The following is a 22,710-nucleotide window of genomic DNA, read 5'->3' on the forward strand; positions in this document are numbered from 1 at the left end:
GCGGCAGGTTTGGTCCATTGCAAGGCAATCAAATAACCGGCATTAGCCGACTGACAAAACAGCTAGGGAAACTCTCGATGAGCAGCGCCAAAAAGCAGTATCGGATCGCGGTCATTCCCGGGGACGGCATCGGCAAGGAAGTGGTCCCGGAGGGCCTGCGCGTGCTGGAGGCGGCGGCGAAAAAGCACGGGGTATCAGTGCATTTCGATCACTTCGACTTCGCGTCCTGGGACTATTACGAAAAGCACGGCGAGATGATGCCGGAGGACTGGAAGGCGAAAATCGGCAAGCACGACGCGATCTATTTCGGCGCAGTCGGCTGGCCCGCCAAAATCCCCGATCACGTCTCCCTGTGGGGCTCGCTCATAAAATTTCGGCGCGAGTTCGATCAATACGTCAATCTGCGTCCGGTGCGGCTGATGCCCGGCGTGCCGTCGCCGCTCGCCAACCGCAAGCCCGGCGATATCGATTTCTGGGTGGTGCGCGAAAATACCGAGGGCGAATATTCCTCCGTCGGCGGGCGGATGTTCCCGGACACCGACCGCGAATTCGTGACGCAACAGACCGTGATGACGCGCGTTGGCGTCGACCGCATCCTGAAATTCGCGTTCGATCTCGCGCAGTCACGCCCGAAGAAGCACCTGACCTCGGCGACCAAGTCCAACGGCATCTCGATCACGATGCCCTATTGGGACGAGCGCGTGGAGGCGATGGCGAAGAACTATCCGGGTGTGAAGTGGGACAAGTACCACATCGACATCCTCACCGCGAACTTCGTGCTGCATCCGGACTGGTTCGACGTCGTGGTCGGTTCCAATCTGTTCGGCGACATCCTGTCGGATCTCGGCCCGGCCTGCACCGGCACCATCGGCATCGCGCCGTCGGGCAACATCAATCCGGAAGGCAATTTTCCGTCGGTGTTCGAGCCGGTGCACGGCTCCGCGCCTGATATCGCAGGGCAGGGCATCGCCAACCCGATCGGCATGATCTGGTCCGGCGCGATGATGCTGGAGCATCTGGGTGAGAAGGCCGCGGCAGAGTCCATCGTCGGCGCCATCGAGCGCACGCTCGGCGAACGCACGCTGCGCACGCGGGACCTCGGCGGTAACGCCGATACTGTGGCGTGCGGCAAGGCAGTCGCGGAGATGGTGGATTAGGCTTTCTCCGTCATTGCGAGGAGCGAAGCGACGAAGCAATCCATTCTTGCTTTGCGGCGCGCTGGATTGCTTCGCTTCGCTCGCAATGACGGAAGGAATCGTAGGGTGGGCAAAGCGAAGCGTGCCCACCATCGAGCGCTGCGATCTCGGATAGACGGTGGGCACGGCGCTTGCGCTCCTTTGCCCACCCTACGATTTCATTTCCCCTTCACGATCCGCCGGCAATGCTCCCACGCCGCCGCAAGCAAATTCTCGCTCGCTTCCGGCGTGCGGAAGGCGGAATGCGCCGACAGCGTGACGTTTTCCAGTTTCGTCAGGGGATGATCCGCCGGCAGCGGCTCGATGTTGAAGACGTCGAGGCCGGCATGGCGGATCTGGCCCGATTTCAACGCGTCGATCATGGCTTCCTCGTCGACGATCGCGCCGCGTGCGGTGTTGACGAGGATGACGCCGGGCTTCATTGCCTCGATGCAGGCGCGCGAGATCAGGCCGCGCGTCTCGTCGTTCAACAGCAGATGGATCGAAACGACGTCGCTCTCGGTGAGCAATTCGTCGAGATCGACGAATTCGACCTTCGGATGTTTCTTCGGCGTCCGGTTCCAGGCAATGACGCGCATGCCTGAGCCGATCGCAATCCGCGCGACCTCGGCGGCGATGCCACCGAAGCCGATCAGGCCCAGCGTCTTGCCCGTGAGCTGCATGCCATCGTCGCGCAGCCAGTTGCCGGCGCGGATCCCGCGATCCATCTTGGCCAAGCCGCGCGCGCCTTCCCACATCAGCGCGATAGCGCACTCTGCGACCGCCGTGTCGCCATAGCCCTTGATCAGGTGCACGTGGATGCCGGTTTCGGCGAGTTCGTCCGGGTTCATGTAGCTGCGCGCGCCGGTGCCGAGAAACACGACGTGCCTGAGCCCAGCGCACTTCTTCGCAATGTCGGTTGGCAGCGCAGTGTGATCGACAATGGCGATTTCGGCGCCGTCGAGGATTTCGGGATATTGCTCCGGGCTGATGTCCGGGTCCCGATTGATCCGTACCTCGGGATCGCCGGGCCTCTCCAGATGCTCGAAGATCACGGCCAGCGATTCATTGGCGTCGACGAAAACTCCACGCATGGCATTTCCCCAAGTTCTGTTTATCAAGTTCTATTTATCAGGACGCGACGCCGGCCAGCGCCAGCGCGGTATGCATCAGCACATTGGCGCCCGCCGCGCAATCGGCCTGCGTGGCGTCTTCCAGTTCGTTGTGGCTGATGCCGTCCTTGCAGGGCACGAACACCATCGCCGCCGGCATCACGGTGTTGAGGTTGCAGGCATCGTGGCCGGCGCCGGAGGTGATGCGGCGATGGGAAAGCCCGAGCATCTTCGCGGCATTCTCGACAGCGTCCACGAGTTTGGGATCGAAATGCGTCGGCGGTTTCCGCCAGATCAGATCGAACTGGACGTCGACCTTGCGCCGTGCCGCGATCTCGGCAATTGCGCTGCGCAAATCCTTGTCGAGCGCGTCCATGATGGCGGCATCCGCGCTGCGGCAGTCGACCGTGAAGGCGATCTCGCCGGGAATGACATTGCGCGAGGGTTTGGCGATGACAGCCTCGCCGACGGTACCGACGGCCTTCGGCCCGTGCTTGCTGGCAATTGCCTCCATCGCCAGCACGATTTCCGACAGCGTCGCCAGCGCGTCGCGCCGCAGCGGCATCGGCGTCGAGCCGGCATGGCTTTCGAAACCGGTGATCTTGCCGTCATACCAGAGCACGCCCTGGCCGGAATCGACCACGCCGATGGTCTTGTTTTCGGCCTCGAGAATCGGCCCCTGTTCGATGTGCAGTTCGACGAAGCCCGAGAACTTCTGCGTCCCCACCGGGGTCGCGCCGCGGTAACCGATGCTGTCGAGCGCCTGCGCCACGGTGACGCCCTCGGCATCCCGACGCGACAAAATGTCGTCGGTGGTGAAATCGCCGACGTAAGCCGCGGACGCCATCATCGCCGGCGCAAACCGCGAGCCCTCCTCGTTGGTCCAGTTGCAGATGCAGATCGGCGTCTCGGTTTCGATTCCGGCATCGTTGAGCGTGCGGACCACTTCGAGTGCCGCCAGCGTGCCGAGCACGCCATCATATTTGCCGCCGGTCGGTTGCGTGTCGAGGTGAGAGCCGAGGCCGATCGGAGCTTTCGACATGTCGCGGCCCCTGCGCAGGCCGAACATCGAGCCCAGCGCATCGACATGCACTTCCAGCCCTGCGGCCTCGCAGGCGTTCCGGAACCAGTCGCGCACCTGCTTGTCTTCAGGCCCGAGCGTCAGCCGCCGCACGCCGCCTTTGGGCGTGGCGCCGAATTTGGCGGTTTCGTGAATGGTGTCCCACAGCCGGGCGGAGTCGATTTGCAGGTTGGAGGCGATTTTTGTCATTGGCCGTTCCGAAGTTCAGACGATACGCGAAGCGCGCTTTTTCAATGACGCGCCTCGCGCGGCGCGTCAACAATGACGCCGCCTCGCGCCAGGCTGGCGGCGAGTTCGACCACGCGCTCCACCGCGACCGTATCGGGGGAGGCGAGCCAGCTTGCCGAAAACGTCAGCGGCGCCAGCTGTAGATTGGTCGATAGCAATTGCAGCCGCCCGTTTGCCATGTCGTCCTCGACGATTGCGGTCGGTATCAAGGCGATGCCGAGACCCTCGATCGCCATGTGGATGACGGTTGCGAGCGAAGCGCTGGCATGCAGCCGTATCGGCGGCAGGTCAGGGCGGTTGAACAGGGAACGCACAATTTCATAAGGCTGGGTCCGGCGCGAAAAGGTGATGATCGGGAATTTCGCCAGATCGTGCAGGGTCAGTTCCTGCTTGCCGAGCCCGAGCGAGGGACTGGCCGTAAAGCCTATGGGATAATCGCACAGCGTCCGGTTATTGACCATCGGCGCCGTCAGCGGCCCGAGCACGAAGGCGAGTTCGATTTCCTGTGCGAGCAGCCGGGTGCGCAAGTTCGAGGTGATGTCGACCTCGATTTCGAGCGACAGGTTCGGGTAGGCGTGGTTGACGCTCTTGATCAGTTGCGGCAGCCAGGTGTGGACGATGGTTTCGGCGACGCCGAGCCGCAGCACGCCGCGCATCGCCGAGCGGTCGCCGACAACCGCCAGCATTTCCGAGCGCAGCCCGATCAGCTTCTCGGCATAGACCATCAATTGGCGCCCGCTCGGCGTCGGCAGCACCATGCGGCGGTCGCGCTGCAGGAGTTTCACGCCCACCTCGCGTTCGAGCTGGGCGATCCGTTGCGAGATCGCGGGCTGGGTGGTGTTGAGCTTCTGCGCCGCGCCGCGGAAGCTGCCCAGCGTCACCACCCACATGAAGGTCTCAATTGCCTTGAAATCAGCCATGCACCCTCTGCCCGCAGATTGATAATTCAGATTTATCGAACTTGATTAAAAAAGACGATTAGACATTATCATAGTCCTATGCCGGAGTAGATGTCGACAAGAATGGAAGCGGGGACAACGATGACCGGCTTGGCGAGGACGGAAACACGCGGTCACGATACGGCAGATTTATCGCCGAGCGTGGCGGCCCGGCATGCCTGCCGGACCGGGATGGCCCATCACACGGCGGGCGTCGCCAACGGCTTCGTCCAGGGCAATCTCGCGATCCTGCCGGAAAAACTCGCGGGCGCTTTTCACCGCTTCTGCCAGCTCAATCCCAAACCGTGCCCGATCATCGGCATGTCCGATGTCGGCGATCCCCGCATTCCCGCCCTCGGCATCGACCTCGACATCCGCACCGATCTGCCGGGCTATCGCGTCTGGCGCGACGGCGAAATCGTGGAGGAGCCGACCGACATCATGGCGCACTGGCGCGACGATCTCGTCGCCTTCGTGCTCGGCTGCTCATTCTCCTTCGAGGAGGCGCTGCTGGAGGAGGGGCTGCCGATCCGTCATATCGAGCGCGATGTGCGCGTGCCGATGTTCCGCACCAGCATCGCCTGCAGCCCCGCGGGCCCGTTCGCCGGTCCGATGGTGGTGACGATGCGGCCGTTCAAGCCGGCGGACGCGATCCGCGCGGTGCAGATCACTTCACGTTTCCCCTCCGTGCACGGTGCGCCGGTTCATATCGGTCTTCCCGAGTCGATCGGTATCGCTGACCTCGCCAAGCCGGACTATGGCGATCCGGTGCCGGTCGAGGCGGATGAAATTCCGGTGTTCTGGGCGTGCGGCGTGACCCCGCAATCGGTCATCCAGGCCGCGAAGGTGCCGTTTGCGATTACGCATGCGCCCGGATTGATGCTTGTGACCGATCTCAGGAACAAAGCGCTTGCCGTGCTTTGATGCAGTTCCTGCTGATCATTGAGGCTTTACCGTAACCTTCGCCCGTTTCATCGATAGTCGCCATCCAACAAAGGATATCGCCATGAACATCACGCGCCGAAACGTATTGCTTGGAGCCACTGCTGCCGCAGCGCTCGGCCCGATCGCCGCCCGCGCCCAAACTTCCGAAGTGGTGATCGGCGTGATCTATCCGTTCTCCGGCGCCAGCGCCCAGATGGGTGTCGATGCCCAGAAGTCGTACGAGACCGCGCTCGACATCATCAACAAGAATCACGATTTCGATCTGCCGCTGGCAAAGGGCGAAGGCTTGCCCGGCCTCGGCGGCGCCAGGATTCGTCTCGTGTTCGCCGACCACCAGGCCGATCCGCAGAAGGGCCGCGCCGAGACCGAACGCCTGATCACCCAGGAAAAGGTCTGCGCTGTCATCGGCACCTATCAGAGCTCGGTCGCGGTGACCGTCAGCCAGGTCTGCGAGCGCTACCAGATCCCGTTCATCTCGGCCGACAATTCCTCGCCGAGCCTGCACAAGCGCGGTCTCAAGTTCTATTTCCGCGCCGCGCCGCATGACGAAATGTTCTCGGCCGCGATGTTCAATTTCTTCGACGCCATGAAGAAGAAAGGCGCCAAGATCGACACGCTGTCGCTGTTCCACGAGGACACCATCTTCGGCACCGATTCCGCCAACACCCAGCTCAAACTGGCTGCCGATCGCGGCTACAAGATCGCCACGGACATCAAGTATCGCTCCAATTCGCCGTCACTGTCGGCGGAAGTGCAGCAGCTCAAGACGGCGAACGCCGACGTGCTGATGCCATCGAGCTACACCACCGACGGCATCCTGCTGGTCAAGACCATGGCCGAGCTCGGCTACAAGCCGAATGCGATCGTCGCCCAGAACGCCGGCTTCTCCGAGAAGGCGCTGTATGATGCGGTCGGAGACAAGCTCGAAGGCGTGATCTCGCGCGGCAGCTTCTCGCTCGATCTCGCCGCCAAGCGGCCGATGGTCGGCAAGATCAACGCCATGTTCAAGGAGAAGTCGGGCAAGGACTTCAACGACCTCACCTCGCGGCAGTTCATGGGCCTGCTGGTGATGGCGGACGCCATCAACCGCGCCAAATCCACCGACGGCGAAAAGATCCGCGAGGCGCTGGTGGCGACCGACATTCCGGGCGAGCAGACCATCATGCCGTGGAAGCGCGTCAAGTTCGACGAGCTGGGCCAGAACAACGACGCCGATCCGGTGCTGCTGCAATATATCGGCGGCAAGTTCGTCACCATCTTCCCGCCGCAGGCCGCGATTGCCGAAGCCGTCTGGCCGATGAAATAAGCCGTCGCTTTTTGGAGAGACTAACGCGGCGTCGTCCCTGCGAAAGCAGGGACCCATACGCCGAAGAGTATCGGTTTCATCGTGGCCTCACGTCCTTTGTTCAAATGCGGCTCCGGTGGTTATGGGTCCCTGCGTTCGCAGGGACGACGTGCGATGGGGGTATCCCGGTGACAGCCGAGACGATTATCCAAAGCCTGGCGAGCGGCCTGTTGATGGGGCTGCTCTATGGGCTGATTGCCGTAGGCCTCGCGCTCATCTTCGGCCTGATGGACGTCGTAAACTTCGCCCACGGCGAATTCCTGATGATCGCGATGTACGCGACGTTCTTCCTGTTCGTGTTCTTCGCGATCGATCCCTTGCTGGCGGCGCCGCTGGTCGCCGCGGCGCTGTTCGTGTTCGGAGCCCTAGCCTATCTGCTGATCGTGCGGTTTGCGGTCCGCGCCAAGGCCAACGCCGGTATGGTGCAGATCTTCTCGACCTTCGGCCTCGCCATCGTCATGCGCGGCGTGGCGCAGTTCTTCTTCACGCCGGACTACCGCAGCGTTACGCATTCATGGCTCGGCGGCAAAACGGTTTCGGTTTTCGGCATCTTCCTGCCGGTGCCGCAACTGGTGGGCGCCCTGGTCGCGATCGCCGCATTCGGCGCGCTCTACCTCTTCATCAACCGCACCGACTTCGGCCGCGCGCTGGAAGCGACCCGCGAGGACGCCGGCGCGGTGGCGCTGGTCGGTATCGACAAGAACAAGGTGTTCGCGCTGGGCTGGGGCCTTGGTGCGGCGCTGGTGGGTCTGGCCGGCGCCGTGATGGCGATGTTCTTCTACATCTATCCTGACGTCGGCGCTTCGTTCGCGCTGATCGCCTATGTGACGGTGGCGCTGGGCGGCTTCGGCAGCGTGTTCGGCGCCTTCGCCGGCGGCATCATCGTCGGCCTGGTCGAGGCCACGACCGCCATGCTGCTGCCGCCTTCGCTCAAGGCGGTCGGCATCTACGCGGTCTATCTCCTTGTCGTCTTCATCCGGCCGCGCGGCCTGTTCGGATCGATGTGATGGACACGAATTTCGCCAGAAGCCGCCGCCGCGACCTCATCGTCGCATTCTCTCTTGCCGCGATCGCAGCCGTGGTGCCGCTGTTCGTCAAGGATTCCTACGTCCAGAACATCATGGTGCTGACGTTGATGTGGGGGGCGCTGTCGCAGAGCTGGAATATCCTCTCCGGCTATTGCGGGCAGATCTCGCTCGGTCACGCGCTCTATTTCGGGATTGGCGCCTATACCACGACGCTGCTGTTCACCAAGTTCGGTGTCCTGCCGTGGTTCGGCATGCTCGGCGGCGGCGCGATCTCCGCGGTCATTGCCATGGCGCTCGGCTATCCCTGCTTCCGCCTGCGCGGGCATTATTTCGTCATCGCCACCATCGTCATCGCCGAGATCGGGCTCTTGCTGTTCCACAACTGGGATTGGGCAGGTGCTGCAATGGGCATCGAGATTCCCGTGCGCGGTGACAGTTGGCTGAAATTCCAGTTCCCGCGCAGCAAGCTGCCGTATTTCTACTTCGCGCTGGCGCTGGCCTGCGTCGCCTGGTTCGTCACCTGGTGGCTGGAAGATTCCAAATGGGGCTATTGGTGGCGCGCGGTGAAGGACAATCCGGACGCCGCCGAAAGCCTCGGTGTCGTGGTGTTCAATTCCAAGATGGGCGCAGCGGCGGTATCCGCGTTTCTGGTTGCGGTCGGCGGCAGCTTCTATGCGCAGTTCGTCTCTTATATCGATCCCGAGAGCATCATGGGCTTTCACATCTCGCTGCTGATGGCGTTGCCCGCGGTGTTGGGAGGCATCGGCACGCTGTGGGGGCCGATGCTGGGCGCCGTCATCCTGATCCCGCTCACGGAATTGACGCGGTCCTACGCCGGCGGCTCCGGCCGTGGTGTCGACCTGATCGTCTACGGCGGCCTGATCATCGCGATCTCGCTGGCGCGGCCGCAGGGGCTGGTCGGTCTGTTCTCCTCCAGGCGCAAGGAGGCGGTACGATGACGACGACGCCACTCCTCGAAACCCGCGGCGTCTGGCAGCGCTTCGGCGGCCTGATTGCCAACAGCGACGTCTCGATCTCGGTCGGACGCGGCGAAATCGTCGGCCTGATCGGCCCGAACGGCGCCGGCAAGTCGACGCTGTTCAACCTGATCGCGGGCGTGCTGCCGCCGACGCAAGGCTCGATCATCTTCGACGGTGAGGACGTCACCGCGTTGCCGGCGGCCGAACGCTGCCAGCGCGGGGTCGGCCGTACCTTCCAGGTCGTGAAAAGCTTCGAGACCATGACCGTGATCGACAATGTCATCGTCGGCGCGCTAGTCCGCACCACCGTGATGCGCGATGCCCGCCGCAAGGCGCATCAGGTGCTGGAGTTCTGCGGCCTGGCCGCGCGGGCCAACGTGCTCGCCAGCGATCTGGTGCCTTCCGAAAAGCGCCGGCTCGAAGTCGCCCGCGCGCTGGCGACCGAGCCGAAATTGCTGTTGCTGGACGAGGTGCTCACCGGGCTGACGCCGGTCGAAGCCAAAACCGGCGTCGAACTGGTGCGCAAGGTGCGCGATACCGGCGTCACCGTGCTGATGGTCGAGCATGTCATGGAAATCGTGATGCCGCTGGTCGACCGCGCCATCGTGCTCGATCTCGGCAAGGTGCTGGTCGAAGGCAAGCCCACCGACGTCGTTCGCGATCCGAAAGTCATCAGCGCCTATCTGGGGGATCGTCATGCTGTCGGTGCATGAAGTCACCACCGCCTATCAGGGCCTGGTCGCAATCTCGGCGGTCTCGATCGAAGTGGCAAAGGGCGAGATCGTCTGCGTTGCCGGCGCCAATGGCGCTGGCAAGTCCACATTGCTGAAATCGATCGCCGGCGCGGAACGGCCGCGCTCCGGCACCGTGTCGTTCGACGGCACCAGGATCGACGGCATGGCGCAGCACGTCATCACCTCGCGCGGCATTGCCTATGTGCCGGAAAACCGCCGGCTGTTTCCGCGATTGTCGGTGCGCGACAATCTGCGGCTCGGCAGTTATCTTTTTCGCGGCCAGAGCAACCGCGAGGAGCCACTGGATCTCGTGTTCCAATTGTTTCCGCGCCTGCAGGAACGGCTGGAGCAGCGCGCCGAAACGCTGTCTGGCGGCGAACAGCAGATGCTGGCGATCAGCCGCGCGCTGATGACGCGGCCGCGGTTGCTGATGCTGGACGAGCCCTCGCAGGGCATCATGCCAAAACTGGTCGATGAAATCTTCCAGGCGGTCAAGCGCATCCGCGACGCCGGCATGACCGTGCTGATCGTCGAGCAGCGCATGTCGGAATGCCTGGAAATCGCCGACCGTGCCTACATCCTGCAGACGGGCCGTGTGTTGATGCAGGGCAGCGCGGCGGAAATCAGTGTCAATCCGGATGTGCGGAAGGCGTATTTGGGATTGTGACTCGTAGCCCGGATGGAGCGTAGCGAAATCCGGGGAAACAACGAACGGTGGCCCCGGATTGCGCTGCGCTCCATCCGGGCTACGGCTGCAGAGCGTTATGGTGTTTCCGTATTTCGCTTTGCCTCGGATGCGGCCATCAACATCTGTTCCACGAGCCCTTCGAACTCGCTCTTGGCGATCGGGTCCGTCTTGGCAAGCTCATCATACGGTTTAATGGTTTTGGGCCACCAATGATGGTGGCGCCCCGCCTTATCAAGGACACGAGCCGCCGCTTCGACCTCGGCGTCCGTTGGCCTTGCCGCTTCGGCCACGTCGTTCTCCCTCCAACCCATTTCTGCAGAAGCGAACGCACTGGGCGCCGTGAAATCGGCCTCATCCTCATGGACGCAAAGCTTTCCGCCAACGATGAATCCTTGCCATCCTTTGCCGGAGATGGCGTACACATCGAGTCCCGGTTGCATCATTTCGGCCGGGCGGCTGCGGAAATCTCGCAGATAGTCCTGATCAACCAGTGCGATCTCAACTCCGTCAAACCAGGATCTGATTTCCATCGCACGTACGTCGAGAATTAGCACGTCGATGCGGGTAGGGTGTTCGTCAGTCATTCCGCTTCGAAGCAAGAGGGGACCATGGCTTACGCCATAGCTGAACACGGAGAATTTTCTGTCGGACTTGAAGGCTTTGAGGTTGGTTTGCATCGAGTGACTATGTGTGATCGTGAGTCTGCGGCAATGTCAGTCCGAACACGTCAATCAAATCCTCCACCTGCGCCGGCGACAGATACCGCGGGTTCAGCCCGCGCAGCAGCAGATACAGCTTCGCCGTCTCTTCCAGTTCCTCGATTGCATAGACCGCGGCCTCCAGCGTATCGCCTGAAACCACCGGCCCGTGATTGGCCAACAGCACGGACGAGTATTTCCCGGCCAGCCCCTTGATCGCATCCGCGACCGCCGGATCGCCGGGGCGGTAATAGGGCACGAGCGCGGTCTGCCCGCACTTCATCAGATAATACGGCGTCATCGGCGGCAGCGCGGCGCGGGGGTCGATCTCGGGCAGCATCGACAGCGCCACCGAGTGAGTCGAATGCAGATGCACCACCGCGCGGGCGGCGCCGCGCGTCTGGTACAGCGCGGTGTGGAGCGGAACTTCCTTGGTCGGTGCGTCGCCGGATACCAGCCGGCCGTCGGGACCGAGCCGCGACATCCGCGCCGGGTCGAGCGAGCCCAGCGAGGCGTTGGTCGGCGTCACCAGCCAGCCGCCGTCGTCGAGTTTCACGCTGATGTTGCCCGAGGAGCCCGGCGTCAGCCCGCGCTCGAACAGCGAGCGGCCGAGGCGACAGATTTCCTCGCGGATCCTTGTTTCGCTCATGAACTGACCCCGTTTTGAAGCCTTGTCTCACGCTTTGGCAGCGCGGCCAAGCCGTGATACCCAGATGCAAGGCTGCCGGCCAATGGCGGCTAGAATGAAACCATTTGAGGGGACCGCCGCATGCCAGAATCCGCCAAACCGCGCGTTGCCGTCATCGGGCTGGGCTCGATGGGCTATGGCATGGCGACCTCGCTGCGCCGCGCCGGGCTTGAAGTGACCGGCTGCGACGTCTGGGCGGACTCCGTGGCGAGGTTCGTGGTCGACGGCGGTAAGGGCGCCGGGACGCCGGCGGAAGCTGCCAAGGCGGCCGACATCGTCGTCAGCGTGGTCGTCAACGCCGCCCAGACCGAGACCATCCTGTTCGGCCCCAATGGCGTCGCCGAAACGCTGGGGAAGGGCGCGGTGTTCATCTCCTCGGCCACCATGGACCCCGACATCGCGCGGCGGCTCGCCAAACAGTTGGAAACAACCGGGCGGCACTACCTCGACGCGCCGATCTCAGGCGGCGCGCAGCGCGCGGCGCAGGGCGAACTCACCGTTTTGGCGTCAGGCAGTCCGGCCGCCTTTGCCAAAGCCCGTCCGGCGCTCGATGCGATGGCCGCAAAACTTTACGAACTCGGCGATGACGCCGGCCAGGGCGCCGCGTTCAAGATGATCAACCAGCTGCTGGCCGGCGTGCACATCGCCGCCGCCTCGGAAGCCATCGCATTCGCTGCCAAGCAGGGCCTCGACATCCGAAAGGTCTACGAGGTGATCACGGCATCCGCCGGCAATTCCTGGATGTTCGAGAACCGCATGCCGCATGTGCTCGACGGCGATTATACGCCGCGCAGTGCGGTCGAAATTTTCGTGAAAGACCTCGGCATCATCCAGGACATGGCGCGCTCGCAGAAATTCCCGGTGCCGGTTGCGGCTGCCGCGCTGCAGATGTTCTTGATGACGGCCGCATCCGGCATGGGCCGCGATGACGACGCCTCGGTGGCGCGGATGTATGCCAGGGTGACCGGCACGCATCTGCCCGGCGAGCCGAAATAGCAGCAAGATCAAGAAGGGGACGCTCGATGCCGCGTTTTGCCGCCAATCTCTCCATGATGTTCACCGATGTGCCGTTCCTCGACCGCTTCGATGCTGCGGCGAAGGCCGGCTTCACCGCGGTTGAATTCCTGTTTCCCTATGATCATCCGGCGGAGGCCGTCGGCGAACGGTTGCAGAAAAACGGCCTGACGCAGGCGCTGTTCAACCTGCCGCCGGGCAATTGGGACGCCGGCGAAAAAGGCTTTGCGGCGCTGCCGGAGCGCTTTGACGATCTGAAGCGAAGCCTCGAGACGGCGCTTCCTTACGCGAAGGCGACCGGCGTCAAGCGGCTGCATCTGATGGCCGGCATCGCCAACCGAAGCGAACCGAAAGCGGTCGAGCAGTTTTATAAGTCGGTGACGTGGACCGCGGAATTCTTTGCGCCTCATGGCCTCGACGTCGTGATCGAGCCGATCAATGCGCGCAACGTGCCGGGCTACTTTCTCAACGATTTTGGCTTCGCGCGTGACCTGATCGCCGAACTGAAAATCCCGAACCTGAAACTGCAGTTCGACATCTATCACTGCCAGATCATTCATGGCGACGTCACCATGCGGCTGCGCGAGATGATGCCGATCACGGGCCACGTCCAGATCGCCAGCATTCCCTCGCGCAACGAACCCGATGGCGAGGAGCTGAACTATCCGTTCCTGTTCGCTGAACTCGACCGGCTCGGCTATGACGGCTTCGTCGGCTGCGAATACAACCCGCGGGCCAAGACCACCGACGGCCTTGCCTGGTTCAAGCCCTATGCCGGAGTAAAGCCGTGAAATTGTCCTTGGGCTGCATTGCCGACGACTATACCGGCGCCTCCGATCTCGCCAACACGCTGACCCGTCAGGGTCTGCGCACGGTGCAGACCATCGGCGTACCGTCGGACGACCTCGCGCTGCCTGAGGTCGACGCGGTGGTGGTGTCGCTCAAGAGCCGTTCGATCGAGGCGGGTGTTGCGGTCGATCGTTCGCGCGCGGCGGAGAAATGGCTGCGCGGCCGCGGCGCCGGCCATGTGCTGTTCAAGATCTGCTCGACCTTCGATTCCACCGACGCCGGCAATATCGGCCCCGTCATGGATGCGCTGCGCGCCGATTCCGGCGATGCCATCGTGCTGGTGACGCCGGCCTTTCCGGAAACCGGCCGCACCGTCTACCAGGGCAACCTGTTCGTAGGCAGCGTGCCGCTGAACGAAAGTCCGTTGAAGGATCATCCGCTCAATCCGATGCACGATTCCAATCTGGTGCGGGTGCTGGCGCGCCAGAGCCAGACCAAGGTCGGGCTGGTGGATCTCGCAACGCTTTCGCGCGGCGCGGACGCGGTTCGCGGGCGTCTCGCCGATCTTGCGGGCAAGGGCATCGGCGCTGCTATCATCGACGCCGTGTTCGACCGCGATCTCGAAACCATCGGCGGCGTTGCGCTGGATCATCGCCTTTCAGTCGGCGCGTCCGGCATCGGTCTCGGTCTCGCCCGGGCGCTGGTCGCCTCCGGCAAGGTCAAATCGGATTCCGCCGGCGCGGTGTCGGGAGCGCCGGTCGGCGGACCGGCGGCGTGCCTGGCGGGGAGCTGTTCGCAGGCGACGTTGGCGCAGATCGCCAACGCCGAAAAGACCATGGCTGTCCTGCATCTCGATCCCGAACAGATCATCGCGGGGCCTGCCGAGGTACGGCGGGCGCTCGGCTGGGCGAACGACCGAATCAACGGCGGGCCGATCCTGATCGCCAGCAGCTCGACGCCGGATCAGGTCGCAGCTCTGCAATCTCGTCATGGCCGCGATGCAGCCGGGCATGCCATTGAGCAGGCGATGGCCGATATTGCGGAAGGCCTGGTGCGGTCGGGCGTGCGGCGATTGGTCGTCGCGGGTGGTGAAACTTCGGGCGCCGTCGTCGATCGCCTGCGCATTCCGGGATTCCTCGTCGGCGCAGAAATCGCTGCAGGAGTGCCGGTTTTAAGCGCAGTGGGTGCCGACAGAGGCGAGATGTTGCTTGCCCTGAAATCGGGCAATTTCGGCGGGCCTGAGTTTTTTTCCGATGCTCTGAAGCTGATGCGCTGATCGCCTCGCCCACCATTCATTTCCCGGAGAGAACTGTCGCGTAGGTATTTGTACCGACGCGCGTTAACTCAACCTGAGGACGTGTCGGGTTTGATACGGCATCCATCCACTTTTCCAACCTCTCTGCCTTTTCACCACCCGGCGCGTCCCACGCGCCCAAAAACTAGAGATTCCGTCCCATGCTCGCCCGCTATTCGATCCGCACCAAGATCATCGCCGTGGTTGCCTTCCTGCTCGTCGCGATGACGGGCATGGGTCTGCTCGCGGTCAGGAACATGCGCGCCATCAACGCCAACACGGTGGACATCGCGACGAGCTGGATGCCGAGCGTACGCGTGCTGGGTGACTTGCGCGCCGGCGTCATCACCTATCGCAACGTGATCCGCGAGCACATGCTGTCCGAGACGCTGGAAGAAAAGCTGGCGATGGAAAAGACGCTGGCGAGCGTTGTCGAGTCCAACACCAAGATCCGTGCGGCCTATGAGCCGATGATTACGTCGCCGGAAGAGCGCGCGCTGTACAACGAATGGGTCAGGTTGTGGGAGCGCTACAAGAAGGGCGCCGAGGAGATCATGGCGCTGTCGCGCAAGGCGGCCGGCCAGATGCCCACGGAAGCGCACGACCTGAACACGACCACCGTGAACAAGATCGGGCTCGAGGCCGACGCAGTCCTGAAGAAGGATATCGACCTCAACAACGCGGGCGGCGACAAGGCGGCGCAGGAGGCCGCCGACAATTATGCATTCGCTTTCATGATGCTTGCGACCATTCTGGGTGTGGCCGTCATCACCGGTATCGCCGTCAGCTATTATCTGGTTCGCGACGTATCTGATGGCATCGCCTCCATCGTGATCCCGATGCAGGCGCTGGGCCAAGGCGATCTGAGCGCGGATGTGCCGCATCAGGGCGAGAAGACCGAAATCGGCGCGATGGCGGACACCTTGCAGGTATTCAAGCAGGCGCTGATTGCCAAGAAGGCCGCCGACGAGGCCGCAGCTACCGACGCCGAAGCCAAGATCGAGCGTGGCCGGCGGGTCGACGGCATCACCCGTAGTTTCGAAAGCGTGATCGGCGAGATCGTGCAGACGGTGTCGTCGGCTTCGACACAGCTCGAAGCCTCCGCCGGCACGCTGTCGGCGACCGCCGAACGCTCGCAGACGCTGACATCAACCGTGGCCTCGGCTTCCGGGGAAGCCTCCGCCAACGTGCAGTCAGTGGCGTCGGCGACCGAAGAGCTTTCTTCGTCGGTGACCGAGATCGGCCGTCAGGTGCAGGAATCGGCGCGGATGGCGACGGACGCGGTCGGTCAGGCCCGCGTCACCAACGACCGGGTCAGCGAATTGTCCAAGGCGGCGGGCCGGATCGGCGACGTGGTCGAACTCATCAACACCATCGCCGGTCAGACCAACCTGCTCGCGCTCAACGCCACCATCGAGGCGGCGCGCGCCGGCGATGCCGGCCGTGGCTTTGCGGTCGTGGCGTCGGAAGTCAAGGCGCTGGCCGAACAGACGGCAAAGGCCACCGGCGAAATCAGCCAGCAGATTACCGGCATCCAGGGCGCGACCCAGGAGTCCGTGAGCGCGATCAAGGAAATCAGCGGCACCATCGAAAGGCTGGCGGAGATCGCCTCGGCAATCGCGGCTGCCGTGGAAGAGCAGGGCGCGGCAACGCAGGAAATCTCCCGCAACGTGCAGCAGGCGGCCAGGGGCACCCAGCAGGTCTCTACCAACATCACCGATGTGCAGCGCGGCGCCAGCGAGACCGGCGCGGCCTCCTCGCAGGTGCTTTCGGCGGCGCAGATGCTGTCGGGCGACAGCAAGCGTCTCAGGCTCGAGGTCGCCAAGTTCCTGGAATCGGTTCGGGCAGCCTGACAACCGGCCAGCGGCAGACAATGGGCCCGGCTCCCGGCAAGGGGGAGCTGGGCCTTTTCGTGTCTTGCGCGAAGTCGGTGGAACTACAACCCGGCTGGATATTCCGTAGTTTCACGCAAGCGGAAATTAACCGGTCCCCGCTACGCTGCCCGCGCATCTCCGGGATTCGCGCGTGAAGGTTGCTGGTTCCTTTGCCGCAAATTTCGCCTCCGGAAAACTGCTTCAGAAGAATTTGGGGTCGTCGACATGATCAAGCTCAACCGTATCGGAAACAAACTGGGCTTGGCCGGGGCGGTCGGCGTCTTGCTGGCGATCGGCATGGTGGCCAACCAGATGGTCACCGAATCGAGAATCGAGGAAGGCAGCGCGCGCGCCGCCCGATCGCAGCAGGTGGCCGACAATTCGCTCTCCGCGCATATCGACCTGCGCAAGATTCAGCTTGCCGCCAGCGCCGTCAGGCTGGCGAGAAGTGCCGCCGAGGTCGAAAAGACCATTGCCGATTTGCAGCGCCACAAGGCGAGCGCAGCGAAGGAACTGGAGGCAGCGCTCGCCACCGCCCAGCAGCCGGACGCCAGGGAAAGGCTCCAGAAGATCAAGGCCTTGATGGACGGTTTTGCCGCCGCCGTGGAAGATCTCGCCAAGGCGCAGACCACGCTGCTGGCGCAGATCGACAAGCGCTCGGTCGTCTCGGACGAATGGACCAAGTCCGTCGCGGCCCAGTTGGGTTCGCCGGCCATGGCGAAGCTGGACAACCGCCTCGAGATCGAACGATTGGTGTTTCAGGCCGACGGAAAGGTGAACGCGCTGCGGGCAGCCGCCTGGAAGCTCGGCGCCACCGGCGATGCCACCCTGGTCACCGAGATGAGCAAGACCGAGGCCTCGCTGAAGGATGTTTTCAACAAGCTGCGCGGTGAGGCCGACGACCGCGAGTTGTTGGTGGTGGTCAGCAACCTGTCTTCGATCGTCAAGCGTTTCCTGGCCGCCAACGAGGACGCTGTAAAAACCGAGCAGGTAAAGAACGACATCATCGCCAATCGCACCGTCAAGGCCGCCGCGGATGTCGCCGACCTGATGGAAGTCACGGTCGCTGGCGCGCAAAAGGATGCGAAGACCTCCAAGGACGAGGTCATGGCCGATACCGAGCGTGCCAACCAGATCAACCTGATCATGGCGATCATCGTCGTCGTCTCGCTGATTGCCTCGGTCGTGTTTTCCTTCCTCGGGGTCGCGCGTCCGATGACGCGCCTGAACGGTGCGCTGAGCAGGATGGCCGGCGGCGATCTCGACGTCGAGATTCCCGGCGCCGGCCGCGGCGACGAAATCGGCGACCTCGCCAAGACGGTGACCGTCATTCGCGAAAACGCCGAGCAGAAGGCGCGTGAGGAAGCCGAGGCCAAGGTCAACCAGGATCAGGTCGCGGCGCAGCGCCGCAAGCAAGAAATGATCAAGCTCGCCGACGATTTCGAAGGCGCGGTCGGCAAGATCGTGGAGACCGTGTCGTCGGCGTCTACCGAACTCGAATCCGCCGCCGGCACGCTGACGGCGACCGCCGAACGCGCCCAGGAACTGACCACGGTGGTGGCCGCGGCTTCCGAGGAAGCCTCCACCAACGTGCAGTCGGTAGCCTCCTCCACCGAGGAAATGGCCTCGTCCATCACCGAGATCGGCCGTCAGGTTCAGGAATCGGCGCGGATGGCCAATGAGGCCGTCGATCAGGCCCGCACCACCAATGGCCGGGTCAGCGAATTGGCGAAGGCGGCGGCCCGCATCGGCGCGGTGGTCGAACTCATCAACACCATCGCCGAGCAGACCAATCTGCTGGCGCTCAACGCCACCATCGAGGCGGCGCGCGCGGGCGACGCCGGCCGAGGTTTCGCCGTCGTGGCGTCCGAGGTAAAGGCGCTGGCGGAACAAACCTCGAAGGCGACCGGCGAGATCGGCCAGCAGATCACCGGCATCCAGGCCGCGACCGAGGAGTCGGTCGGGGCGATCCAGGCGATCAGCAGCACGATCGAGAGGCTGTCGGAGATCTCCTCGACGATTGCGGCCGCCGTGGAAGAGCAGGGTGCCGCGACCCAGGAAATCTCCCGCAACGTGCAGCAGGCCGCCCGCGGCACCCAGCAGGTCTCCGCCAACATCACCGACGTGCAGCGCGGCGCCGGCGAGACCGGCACGGCCTCTTCGCAGGTGCTTTCGTCGGCCCAGTCGCTGTCGTCGGACTCGGGCCGCCTGAAGCTTGAAGTCGGCAAGTTCCTCAACTCGGTGCGGGCGGCCTGACAAAGCGACGCGACGAAATTCGGGCCGCGCCTGGCGGCAGCTTCAAGTTGACGCGCTGAGCACCATTCGCCTTCCGGGTTTTCACCAGGCGTGCGGCGCATGCTTAACGTTCCGTGTTAGTACGGGGCGTCAAATTAACCAACATAAACAGACACCGGCGGTACTGTCGCGGTGACGAACGCGTCCGCGTTCCTCAAGACAGGCGCAAATCCGGTGGTGGCGATTCGCTTTGCGGACCCTGACTCGCTGGATGCTTGCGCCGGCAATCATCGCGGGGACCGACCATGTCTTGGCTCAACAACTTCAAGATCGCATTCAAGGTCAGCTTGATTGTCGTGCTGATGGCCTTTGTTACGATCGGGACTGTGGTCTTTGCCACCAGCAAGATGAGGGCCGCGGACGACGCCAGCACCGATGTCGTCACGCGCGTGAACAAGTCAACCACCATGGCGACGCGCGCGGGCCGCGTGGCGGAAAACTATCTGTCCTCCGCGTTTCAGTTGGCGGCGGAAACGACCGATGCAGGCAACGCCAGGTACCTCGCGCAAGCCGCCGATAGCCGGAAGGCTTATGAAGCCCTTATGGCGACAGTCCTGAAAAATTTGCCGGAAAGAACGGCTCTCATTCAGCCAACGATCGGCAATTTTGAGAAAGCCTTCGCGGCGTGCGACCCCGGCATCAAGTATGCGGCGACAACAAACACGCCTGATGAAAACCTGAAAGCTGCTACGCGGCTCAAGACTGAATGCGCCGGACCGATCGAAACGGCGATCCAGGCGCACGCGAAGATGGTCGACGAGCTTGTCGCCGGCGCCGCCAAGGTCTCGGATGATCTGACGAAGGAAGCCAATTCCGCGATCCACATGGTTTGGGTGTCGGCAGGCATTGGCCTGCTTGCGGGTCTTGCTGCGGCCCTTTGGATCGGCATCAAGGGGTTGTCCGGGCCGATCGGACAATTGAAGACCGTGATGGAGGCCTTTGCGCGAAACGATCTGAAGGCCGATGTGCCCGGTCTCGAACGTCGCGACGAGCTGGGCGAAATGGCCCGCACCGTGGAAGTGTTCAAGAAGAACGGGCTTGAAGTCGAGCGTATGAGGGTTGAGCAGCAGGCCACCGAACTCCGCACTTCCCAGCAGCGCAAGGCGGACATGATCAGGATGGCCGCCGACTTTGAGGGCGCCGTCGGCGAGATCATCGAGACCGTATCGTCCGCTTCGACCGAGCTCGAGGCGTCGGCCAGTACGCTCACCTCCAGCGCGGAGCGCGCGCAGCAACTCGCCACCGTGGTGGCGTCGGCTTCGGAAGAAGCTTCCACCAATGTGCAATCGGTTGCTTCGGCGACGGAAGAACTGTCCTCCTCGGTCAACGAGATCAGCCGTCAGGTCCAGGAATCGGCGCGGATGGCGAGCGAGGCCGTCGATCAGGCGCGCACGACGAACGCCCGCGTCGGTGAATTGTCGAAGGCGGCAGCCCGCATCGGCGACGTCGTCGAACTCATCAACACCATCGCTGGCCAGACCAATTTGCTGGCGCTCAATGCGACCATCGAGGCGGCGCGCGCCGGCGAGGCGGGCCGCGGCTTCGCCGTTGTGGCCTCGGAAGTGAAGGCGCTGGCCGAACAGACCGCGAAAGCCACCGGCGAGATCGGGCAGCAGATTACGGGTATTCAGGCTGCGACCCAGGAGTCCGTGGGAGCGATCAGGGAAATCAGCGGTACTATCGAAAGGCTTTCCGAGATTTCCTCGACCATTGCGGCGGCGGTGGAAGAGCAGGGCGCGGCGACGCAGGAAATCTCCCGCAACGTGCAGCAGGCGGCGCAAGGCACCCAGCAGGTATCCTCTAACATCACCGACGTTCAGCGCGGCGCCAGCGAGACCGGCTCGGCTTCTTCGCAGGTGCTGTCGGCAGCCCAGTCGTTGTCGTCGGACAGCAACCGCCTGAAGCTCGAAGTCGGCAAGTTCCTGAATTCGGTGCGGGCGGCCTGAGGCCGCCGGCCGCACACGGCTCCGGTTAACAGGACCCCGTATATCTACTGACTGCAAAATTAACGGGAAGAAAGCGGCCGACATATACGATTCCGCGCAATGGGGCGGACGACCTCCGTCGTCGCGTGGAGATCAGACATGTTTGGAACGATACGCCGGGCCAGGATGACGGTTGGCCGAAAGATTTATGCCCTCATCTGCCTCAGCTTCATCGGGCTCCTGGGCGTGACATTTCTCGAATCGCGCGAACTCGCATCGAGCCTCGACCAGCAGAAACAGATCGAGCTGCGGCACCTCGGCGACCTCGCGCTCGGCATCATCAAGGAAGAGCATGCCGCGGTGCAGAAGGGCGGCGTTTCGGATGCCGACGCCCAGAAGCGCGCGATGGCGCGGATCGGGGCGCTCTGCTACGGCAGCAACGATTATTACTGGATCAACGACATGCATCCGAAGATGGTGATGCATCCGATCAAGCCGGAAATGAACGGCAACGATCTGTCGAGCTACAAGGATCCGAACGGCAAGCTGCTGTTCGTCGACTTCGTCAATACGGTCAAAAAGAGCGGCTCAGGCTTCGTTCCCTATGAGTGGCCCAAGCCGGGCTTCGACAAGCCGCAGCCGAAATTGTCCTATGTGGTCGGCTTCGCGCCGTGGAACTGGGTTATCGGCACCGGCGTCTACATCGACGACCTGAAGGCGCAGACCTGGGCTTCGACCCAGCGCTCCCTGATCGCTGCCGGCGTGATCCTGCTGTTTATGCTCGTGGTGTCGATCTTCGTGGCGCGTAGCGTCACCGGCCCGCTGCAGCGGATGACGGTCGCGATGAACGATCTCGCCAGCGGCAACCTTGCCGTCGAGGTGCCCGGCGTCGGACGCGGTGACGAGGTCGGCGAGATGGCCAAGGCAGTCGAGATCTTCAAGAGCAATGCCGTCGCCCGTCAGGCGCTGGAGACCGAGCAGCGCGAGGCGGAGATCCGCGCGACGAGCGGCCGCAAGGCGGACATGCACAAGATGGCCAACGATTTCGAAGCCGCCGTCGGCCAGATTGTCGAAGCGGTATCGTCGGCATCGAGCCAGCTCGAAGTATCCGCGGGCACGCTGACCGCGACCGCGGAGCGCGCGCAGGAACTCACGACCGCTGTCGCGGCAGCCTCCGAGGAAGCTTCCACCAACGTACAATCGGTGGCCTCCGCCACCGAGGAGATGGCCTCGTCCGTCACCGAGATCAGCCGCCAGGTGCAGGAATCGGCGCGGATGGCCAATGACGCCGTCGATCAGGCGCGTGTCACCAATGACCGCGTCAGCGAATTGTCGAAGGCGGCAACCCGCATCGGCGACGTCGTCGAACTGATCAATACCATCGCGGGCCAGACCAACCTGCTTGCGCTCAACGCCACCATCGAGGCGGCGCGCGCCGGCGAAGCAGGCCGCGGTTTTGCGGTCGTGGCTTCCGAAGTGAAGGCGCTGGCGGAGCAGACCGCGAAGGCAACCGGCGAGATCGGGCAACAGATTACCGGCATCCAGGCGGCAACGCAGGAGTCAGTGAACGCGATCCAGGCCATCAGCGGCACGATTGAAAAACTGTCGGAGATTTCGTCGACCATCGCAGCCGCCGTGGAAGAGCAGGGCGCCGCGACGCAGGAAATCTCCCGCAACGTGCAGCAGGCGTCGGCGGGTACCCAGCAGGTGTCCTCCAATATCGGCGACGTGCAGCGCGGCGCCAGCGAAACCGGATCGGCGTCCTCGCAGGTGCTTGCGGCAGCGCAATCGCTGTCGGGCGACTCCAGCCGCCTCAAGCTCGAGGTCGGCAGGTTCCTCGACTCGGTGCGGGCGGCCTGATTATAGCGTTTTCGAGCGA

Annotated in this window: 19 protein-coding genes; 14 read left to right on the forward strand and 5 right to left on the reverse strand. The window is 63.3% G+C overall.

Going from position 1 to position 22,710, the window contains the following annotated elements:
* Positions 1–77: 77 nt before the first annotated feature.
* Positions 78–1,157, forward strand: a complete 1,080-nt coding sequence (locus IVB05_RS15440; protein ID WP_247785199.1) for a tartrate dehydrogenase — start codon at positions 78–80, stop codon at positions 1,155–1,157.
* A 197-nt stretch (positions 1,158–1,354) separates the two neighbouring features.
* Here the strand turns inward: IVB05_RS15440 and IVB05_RS15445 are convergent, their stop codons facing one another.
* The 3 genes from IVB05_RS15445 to IVB05_RS15455 are packed head-to-tail and all read right to left on the reverse strand — an operon-like array spanning position 1,355 to position 4,516.
* Positions 1,355–2,269: an NAD(P)-dependent oxidoreductase gene (locus IVB05_RS15445; RefSeq protein ID WP_247785200.1), complete on the reverse strand. Its 915-nt coding sequence runs from the start codon at positions 2,267–2,269 to the stop codon at positions 1,355–1,357.
* A 37-nt stretch (positions 2,270–2,306) separates the two neighbouring features.
* Positions 2,307–3,557 (reverse strand): Zn-dependent hydrolase, encoded by a 1,251-nt coding sequence (locus IVB05_RS15450; protein WP_247785201.1) that lies wholly within the window; start codon positions 3,555–3,557, stop codon positions 2,307–2,309.
* 41 nt (positions 3,558–3,598) lie between these two features.
* Positions 3,599–4,516, reverse strand: coding sequence for a LysR family transcriptional regulator (locus tag IVB05_RS15455; protein WP_247785202.1), 918 nt, complete (start codon positions 4,514–4,516; stop codon positions 3,599–3,601).
* A 120-nt stretch (positions 4,517–4,636) separates the two neighbouring features.
* Here IVB05_RS15455 and IVB05_RS15460 point away from each other — a divergent pair, with 120 nt between their 5' ends.
* The 6 genes from IVB05_RS15460 (at position 4,637) to IVB05_RS15485 (ending at position 10,233) form a co-directional block, all read left to right on the forward strand.
* The gene (locus tag IVB05_RS15460) at positions 4,637–5,458 is read left to right on the forward strand and encodes a putative hydro-lyase (protein WP_247785203.1); all 822 of its coding nucleotides are present in this window, start codon (positions 4,637–4,639) and stop codon (positions 5,456–5,458) included.
* A gap of 82 nt (positions 5,459–5,540) precedes the next feature.
* On the forward strand, positions 5,541–6,785 hold the full coding sequence (locus IVB05_RS15465) for an ABC transporter substrate-binding protein (protein ID WP_247785204.1): 1,245 nt from the start codon (positions 5,541–5,543) through the stop codon (positions 6,783–6,785).
* 167 nt (positions 6,786–6,952) lie between these two features.
* Positions 6,953–7,831: a branched-chain amino acid ABC transporter permease gene (locus tag IVB05_RS15470; RefSeq protein ID WP_256473327.1), complete on the forward strand. Its 879-nt coding sequence runs from the start codon at positions 6,953–6,955 to the stop codon at positions 7,829–7,831.
* Positions 7,831–8,811: a branched-chain amino acid ABC transporter permease gene (locus IVB05_RS15475; protein ID WP_247785205.1), complete on the forward strand. Its 981-nt coding sequence runs from the start codon at positions 7,831–7,833 to the stop codon at positions 8,809–8,811. The genes IVB05_RS15470 and IVB05_RS15475 overlap by 1 nt, the downstream gene beginning before the upstream one ends.
* Complete coding sequence (locus tag IVB05_RS15480; RefSeq protein ID WP_247785206.1) at positions 8,808–9,545, forward strand: ABC transporter ATP-binding protein; 738 nt, start codon at positions 8,808–8,810, stop codon at positions 9,543–9,545. The genes IVB05_RS15475 and IVB05_RS15480 overlap by 4 nt, the downstream gene beginning before the upstream one ends.
* Positions 9,529–10,233, forward strand: coding sequence for an ABC transporter ATP-binding protein (locus IVB05_RS15485; protein WP_247785207.1), 705 nt, complete (start codon positions 9,529–9,531; stop codon positions 10,231–10,233). Before IVB05_RS15480 ends, IVB05_RS15485 begins: the two co-directional genes overlap by 17 nt.
* A 95-nt stretch (positions 10,234–10,328) precedes the next feature.
* Here IVB05_RS15485 and IVB05_RS15490 read toward each other — a convergent pair whose 3' ends face one another.
* Positions 10,329–10,838, reverse strand: coding sequence for a hypothetical protein (locus IVB05_RS15490; RefSeq protein ID WP_247785208.1), 510 nt, complete (start codon positions 10,836–10,838; stop codon positions 10,329–10,331).
* A 100-nt stretch (positions 10,839–10,938) separates the two neighbouring features.
* Positions 10,939–11,601 carry an aldolase gene (locus IVB05_RS15495; RefSeq protein ID WP_247785209.1) on the reverse strand — a complete coding sequence of 221 codons (663 nt, stop codon included), beginning with the start codon at positions 11,599–11,601 and terminating at the stop codon, positions 10,939–10,941.
* A 120-nt stretch (positions 11,602–11,721) separates the two neighbouring features.
* Between IVB05_RS15495 and ltnD the strand changes: the two genes are divergently transcribed.
* The 7 genes from ltnD to IVB05_RS15530 all read left to right on the forward strand — a co-directional run bounded on the left by ltnD (position 11,722) and on the right by IVB05_RS15530 (position 22,691).
* Complete coding sequence (gene ltnD / locus IVB05_RS15500; protein ID WP_247785210.1) at positions 11,722–12,636, forward strand: L-threonate dehydrogenase; 915 nt, start codon at positions 11,722–11,724, stop codon at positions 12,634–12,636.
* 26 nt (positions 12,637–12,662) lie between these two features.
* Positions 12,663–13,445 (forward strand): 2-oxo-tetronate isomerase, encoded by a 783-nt coding sequence (gene otnI, locus IVB05_RS15505; protein ID WP_247785211.1) that lies wholly within the window; start codon positions 12,663–12,665, stop codon positions 13,443–13,445.
* Complete coding sequence (gene otnK / locus IVB05_RS15510) at positions 13,442–14,719, forward strand: 3-oxo-tetronate kinase (protein WP_247785212.1); 1,278 nt, start codon at positions 13,442–13,444, stop codon at positions 14,717–14,719. Before otnI ends, otnK begins: the two co-directional genes overlap by 4 nt.
* A gap of 179 nt (positions 14,720–14,898) precedes the next feature.
* On the forward strand, positions 14,899–16,590 hold the full coding sequence (locus IVB05_RS15515; protein ID WP_247785213.1) for a methyl-accepting chemotaxis protein: 1,692 nt from the start codon (positions 14,899–14,901) through the stop codon (positions 16,588–16,590).
* A gap of 246 nt (positions 16,591–16,836) precedes the next feature.
* On the forward strand, positions 16,837–18,867 hold the full coding sequence (locus IVB05_RS15520; RefSeq protein WP_247785214.1) for a methyl-accepting chemotaxis protein: 2,031 nt from the start codon (positions 16,837–16,839) through the stop codon (positions 18,865–18,867).
* Between the two features lie 284 nt (positions 18,868–19,151).
* The gene (locus tag IVB05_RS15525; protein ID WP_247785215.1) at positions 19,152–20,852 is read left to right on the forward strand and encodes a HAMP domain-containing methyl-accepting chemotaxis protein; all 1,701 of its coding nucleotides are present in this window, start codon (positions 19,152–19,154) and stop codon (positions 20,850–20,852) included.
* Between the two features lie 138 nt (positions 20,853–20,990).
* Complete coding sequence (locus tag IVB05_RS15530; protein ID WP_247785216.1) at positions 20,991–22,691, forward strand: cache domain-containing protein; 1,701 nt, start codon at positions 20,991–20,993, stop codon at positions 22,689–22,691.
* Positions 22,692–22,710 lie beyond the last annotated feature (19 nt).

The sequence above is a fragment of the Bradyrhizobium sp. 170 genome (assembly GCF_023101085.1).
GTDB lineage: Bacteria > Pseudomonadota > Alphaproteobacteria > Rhizobiales > Xanthobacteraceae > Bradyrhizobium.

Bases quoted from the DNA above. Each gene is read 5' to 3' on its own strand.
- IVB05_RS15445 (WP_247785200.1), bottom strand. From the start codon at position 2,269: ATGCGTGGAGTTTTCGTCGACGCCAATGAATCGCTGGCCGTGATCTTC.
- IVB05_RS15530 (WP_247785216.1), top strand. From the start codon at position 20,991: ATGTTTGGAACGATACGCCGGGCCAGGATGACGGTTGGCCGAAAGATT.
- otnI (WP_247785211.1), top strand. From the start codon at position 12,663: ATGCCGCGTTTTGCCGCCAATCTCTCCATGATGTTCACCGATGTGCCG.
- IVB05_RS15440 (WP_247785199.1), top strand. From the start codon at position 78: ATGAGCAGCGCCAAAAAGCAGTATCGGATCGCGGTCATTCCCGGGGAC.
- IVB05_RS15460 (WP_247785203.1), top strand. From the start codon at position 4,637: ATGACCGGCTTGGCGAGGACGGAAACACGCGGTCACGATACGGCAGAT.
- ltnD (WP_247785210.1), top strand. From the start codon at position 11,722: ATGCCAGAATCCGCCAAACCGCGCGTTGCCGTCATCGGGCTGGGCTCG.
- IVB05_RS15515 (WP_247785213.1), top strand. From the start codon at position 14,899: ATGCTCGCCCGCTATTCGATCCGCACCAAGATCATCGCCGTGGTTGCC.
- IVB05_RS15520 (WP_247785214.1), top strand. From the start codon at position 16,837: ATGATCAAGCTCAACCGTATCGGAAACAAACTGGGCTTGGCCGGGGCG.
- IVB05_RS15475 (WP_247785205.1), top strand. From the start codon at position 7,831: ATGGACACGAATTTCGCCAGAAGCCGCCGCCGCGACCTCATCGTCGCA.
- IVB05_RS15525 (WP_247785215.1), top strand. From the start codon at position 19,152: ATGTCTTGGCTCAACAACTTCAAGATCGCATTCAAGGTCAGCTTGATT.
- IVB05_RS15480 (WP_247785206.1), top strand. From the start codon at position 8,808: ATGACGACGACGCCACTCCTCGAAACCCGCGGCGTCTGGCAGCGCTTC.
- IVB05_RS15455 (WP_247785202.1), bottom strand. From the start codon at position 4,516: ATGGCTGATTTCAAGGCAATTGAGACCTTCATGTGGGTGGTGACGCTG.
- IVB05_RS15490 (WP_247785208.1), bottom strand. From the start codon at position 10,838: ATGACTGACGAACACCCTACCCGCATCGACGTGCTAATTCTCGACGTA.
- IVB05_RS15495 (WP_247785209.1), bottom strand. From the start codon at position 11,601: ATGAGCGAAACAAGGATCCGCGAGGAAATCTGTCGCCTCGGCCGCTCG.
- IVB05_RS15465 (WP_247785204.1), top strand. From the start codon at position 5,541: ATGAACATCACGCGCCGAAACGTATTGCTTGGAGCCACTGCTGCCGCA.
- IVB05_RS15450 (WP_247785201.1), bottom strand. From the start codon at position 3,557: ATGACAAAAATCGCCTCCAACCTGCAAATCGACTCCGCCCGGCTGTGG.
- IVB05_RS15485 (WP_247785207.1), top strand. From the start codon at position 9,529: ATGCTGTCGGTGCATGAAGTCACCACCGCCTATCAGGGCCTGGTCGCA.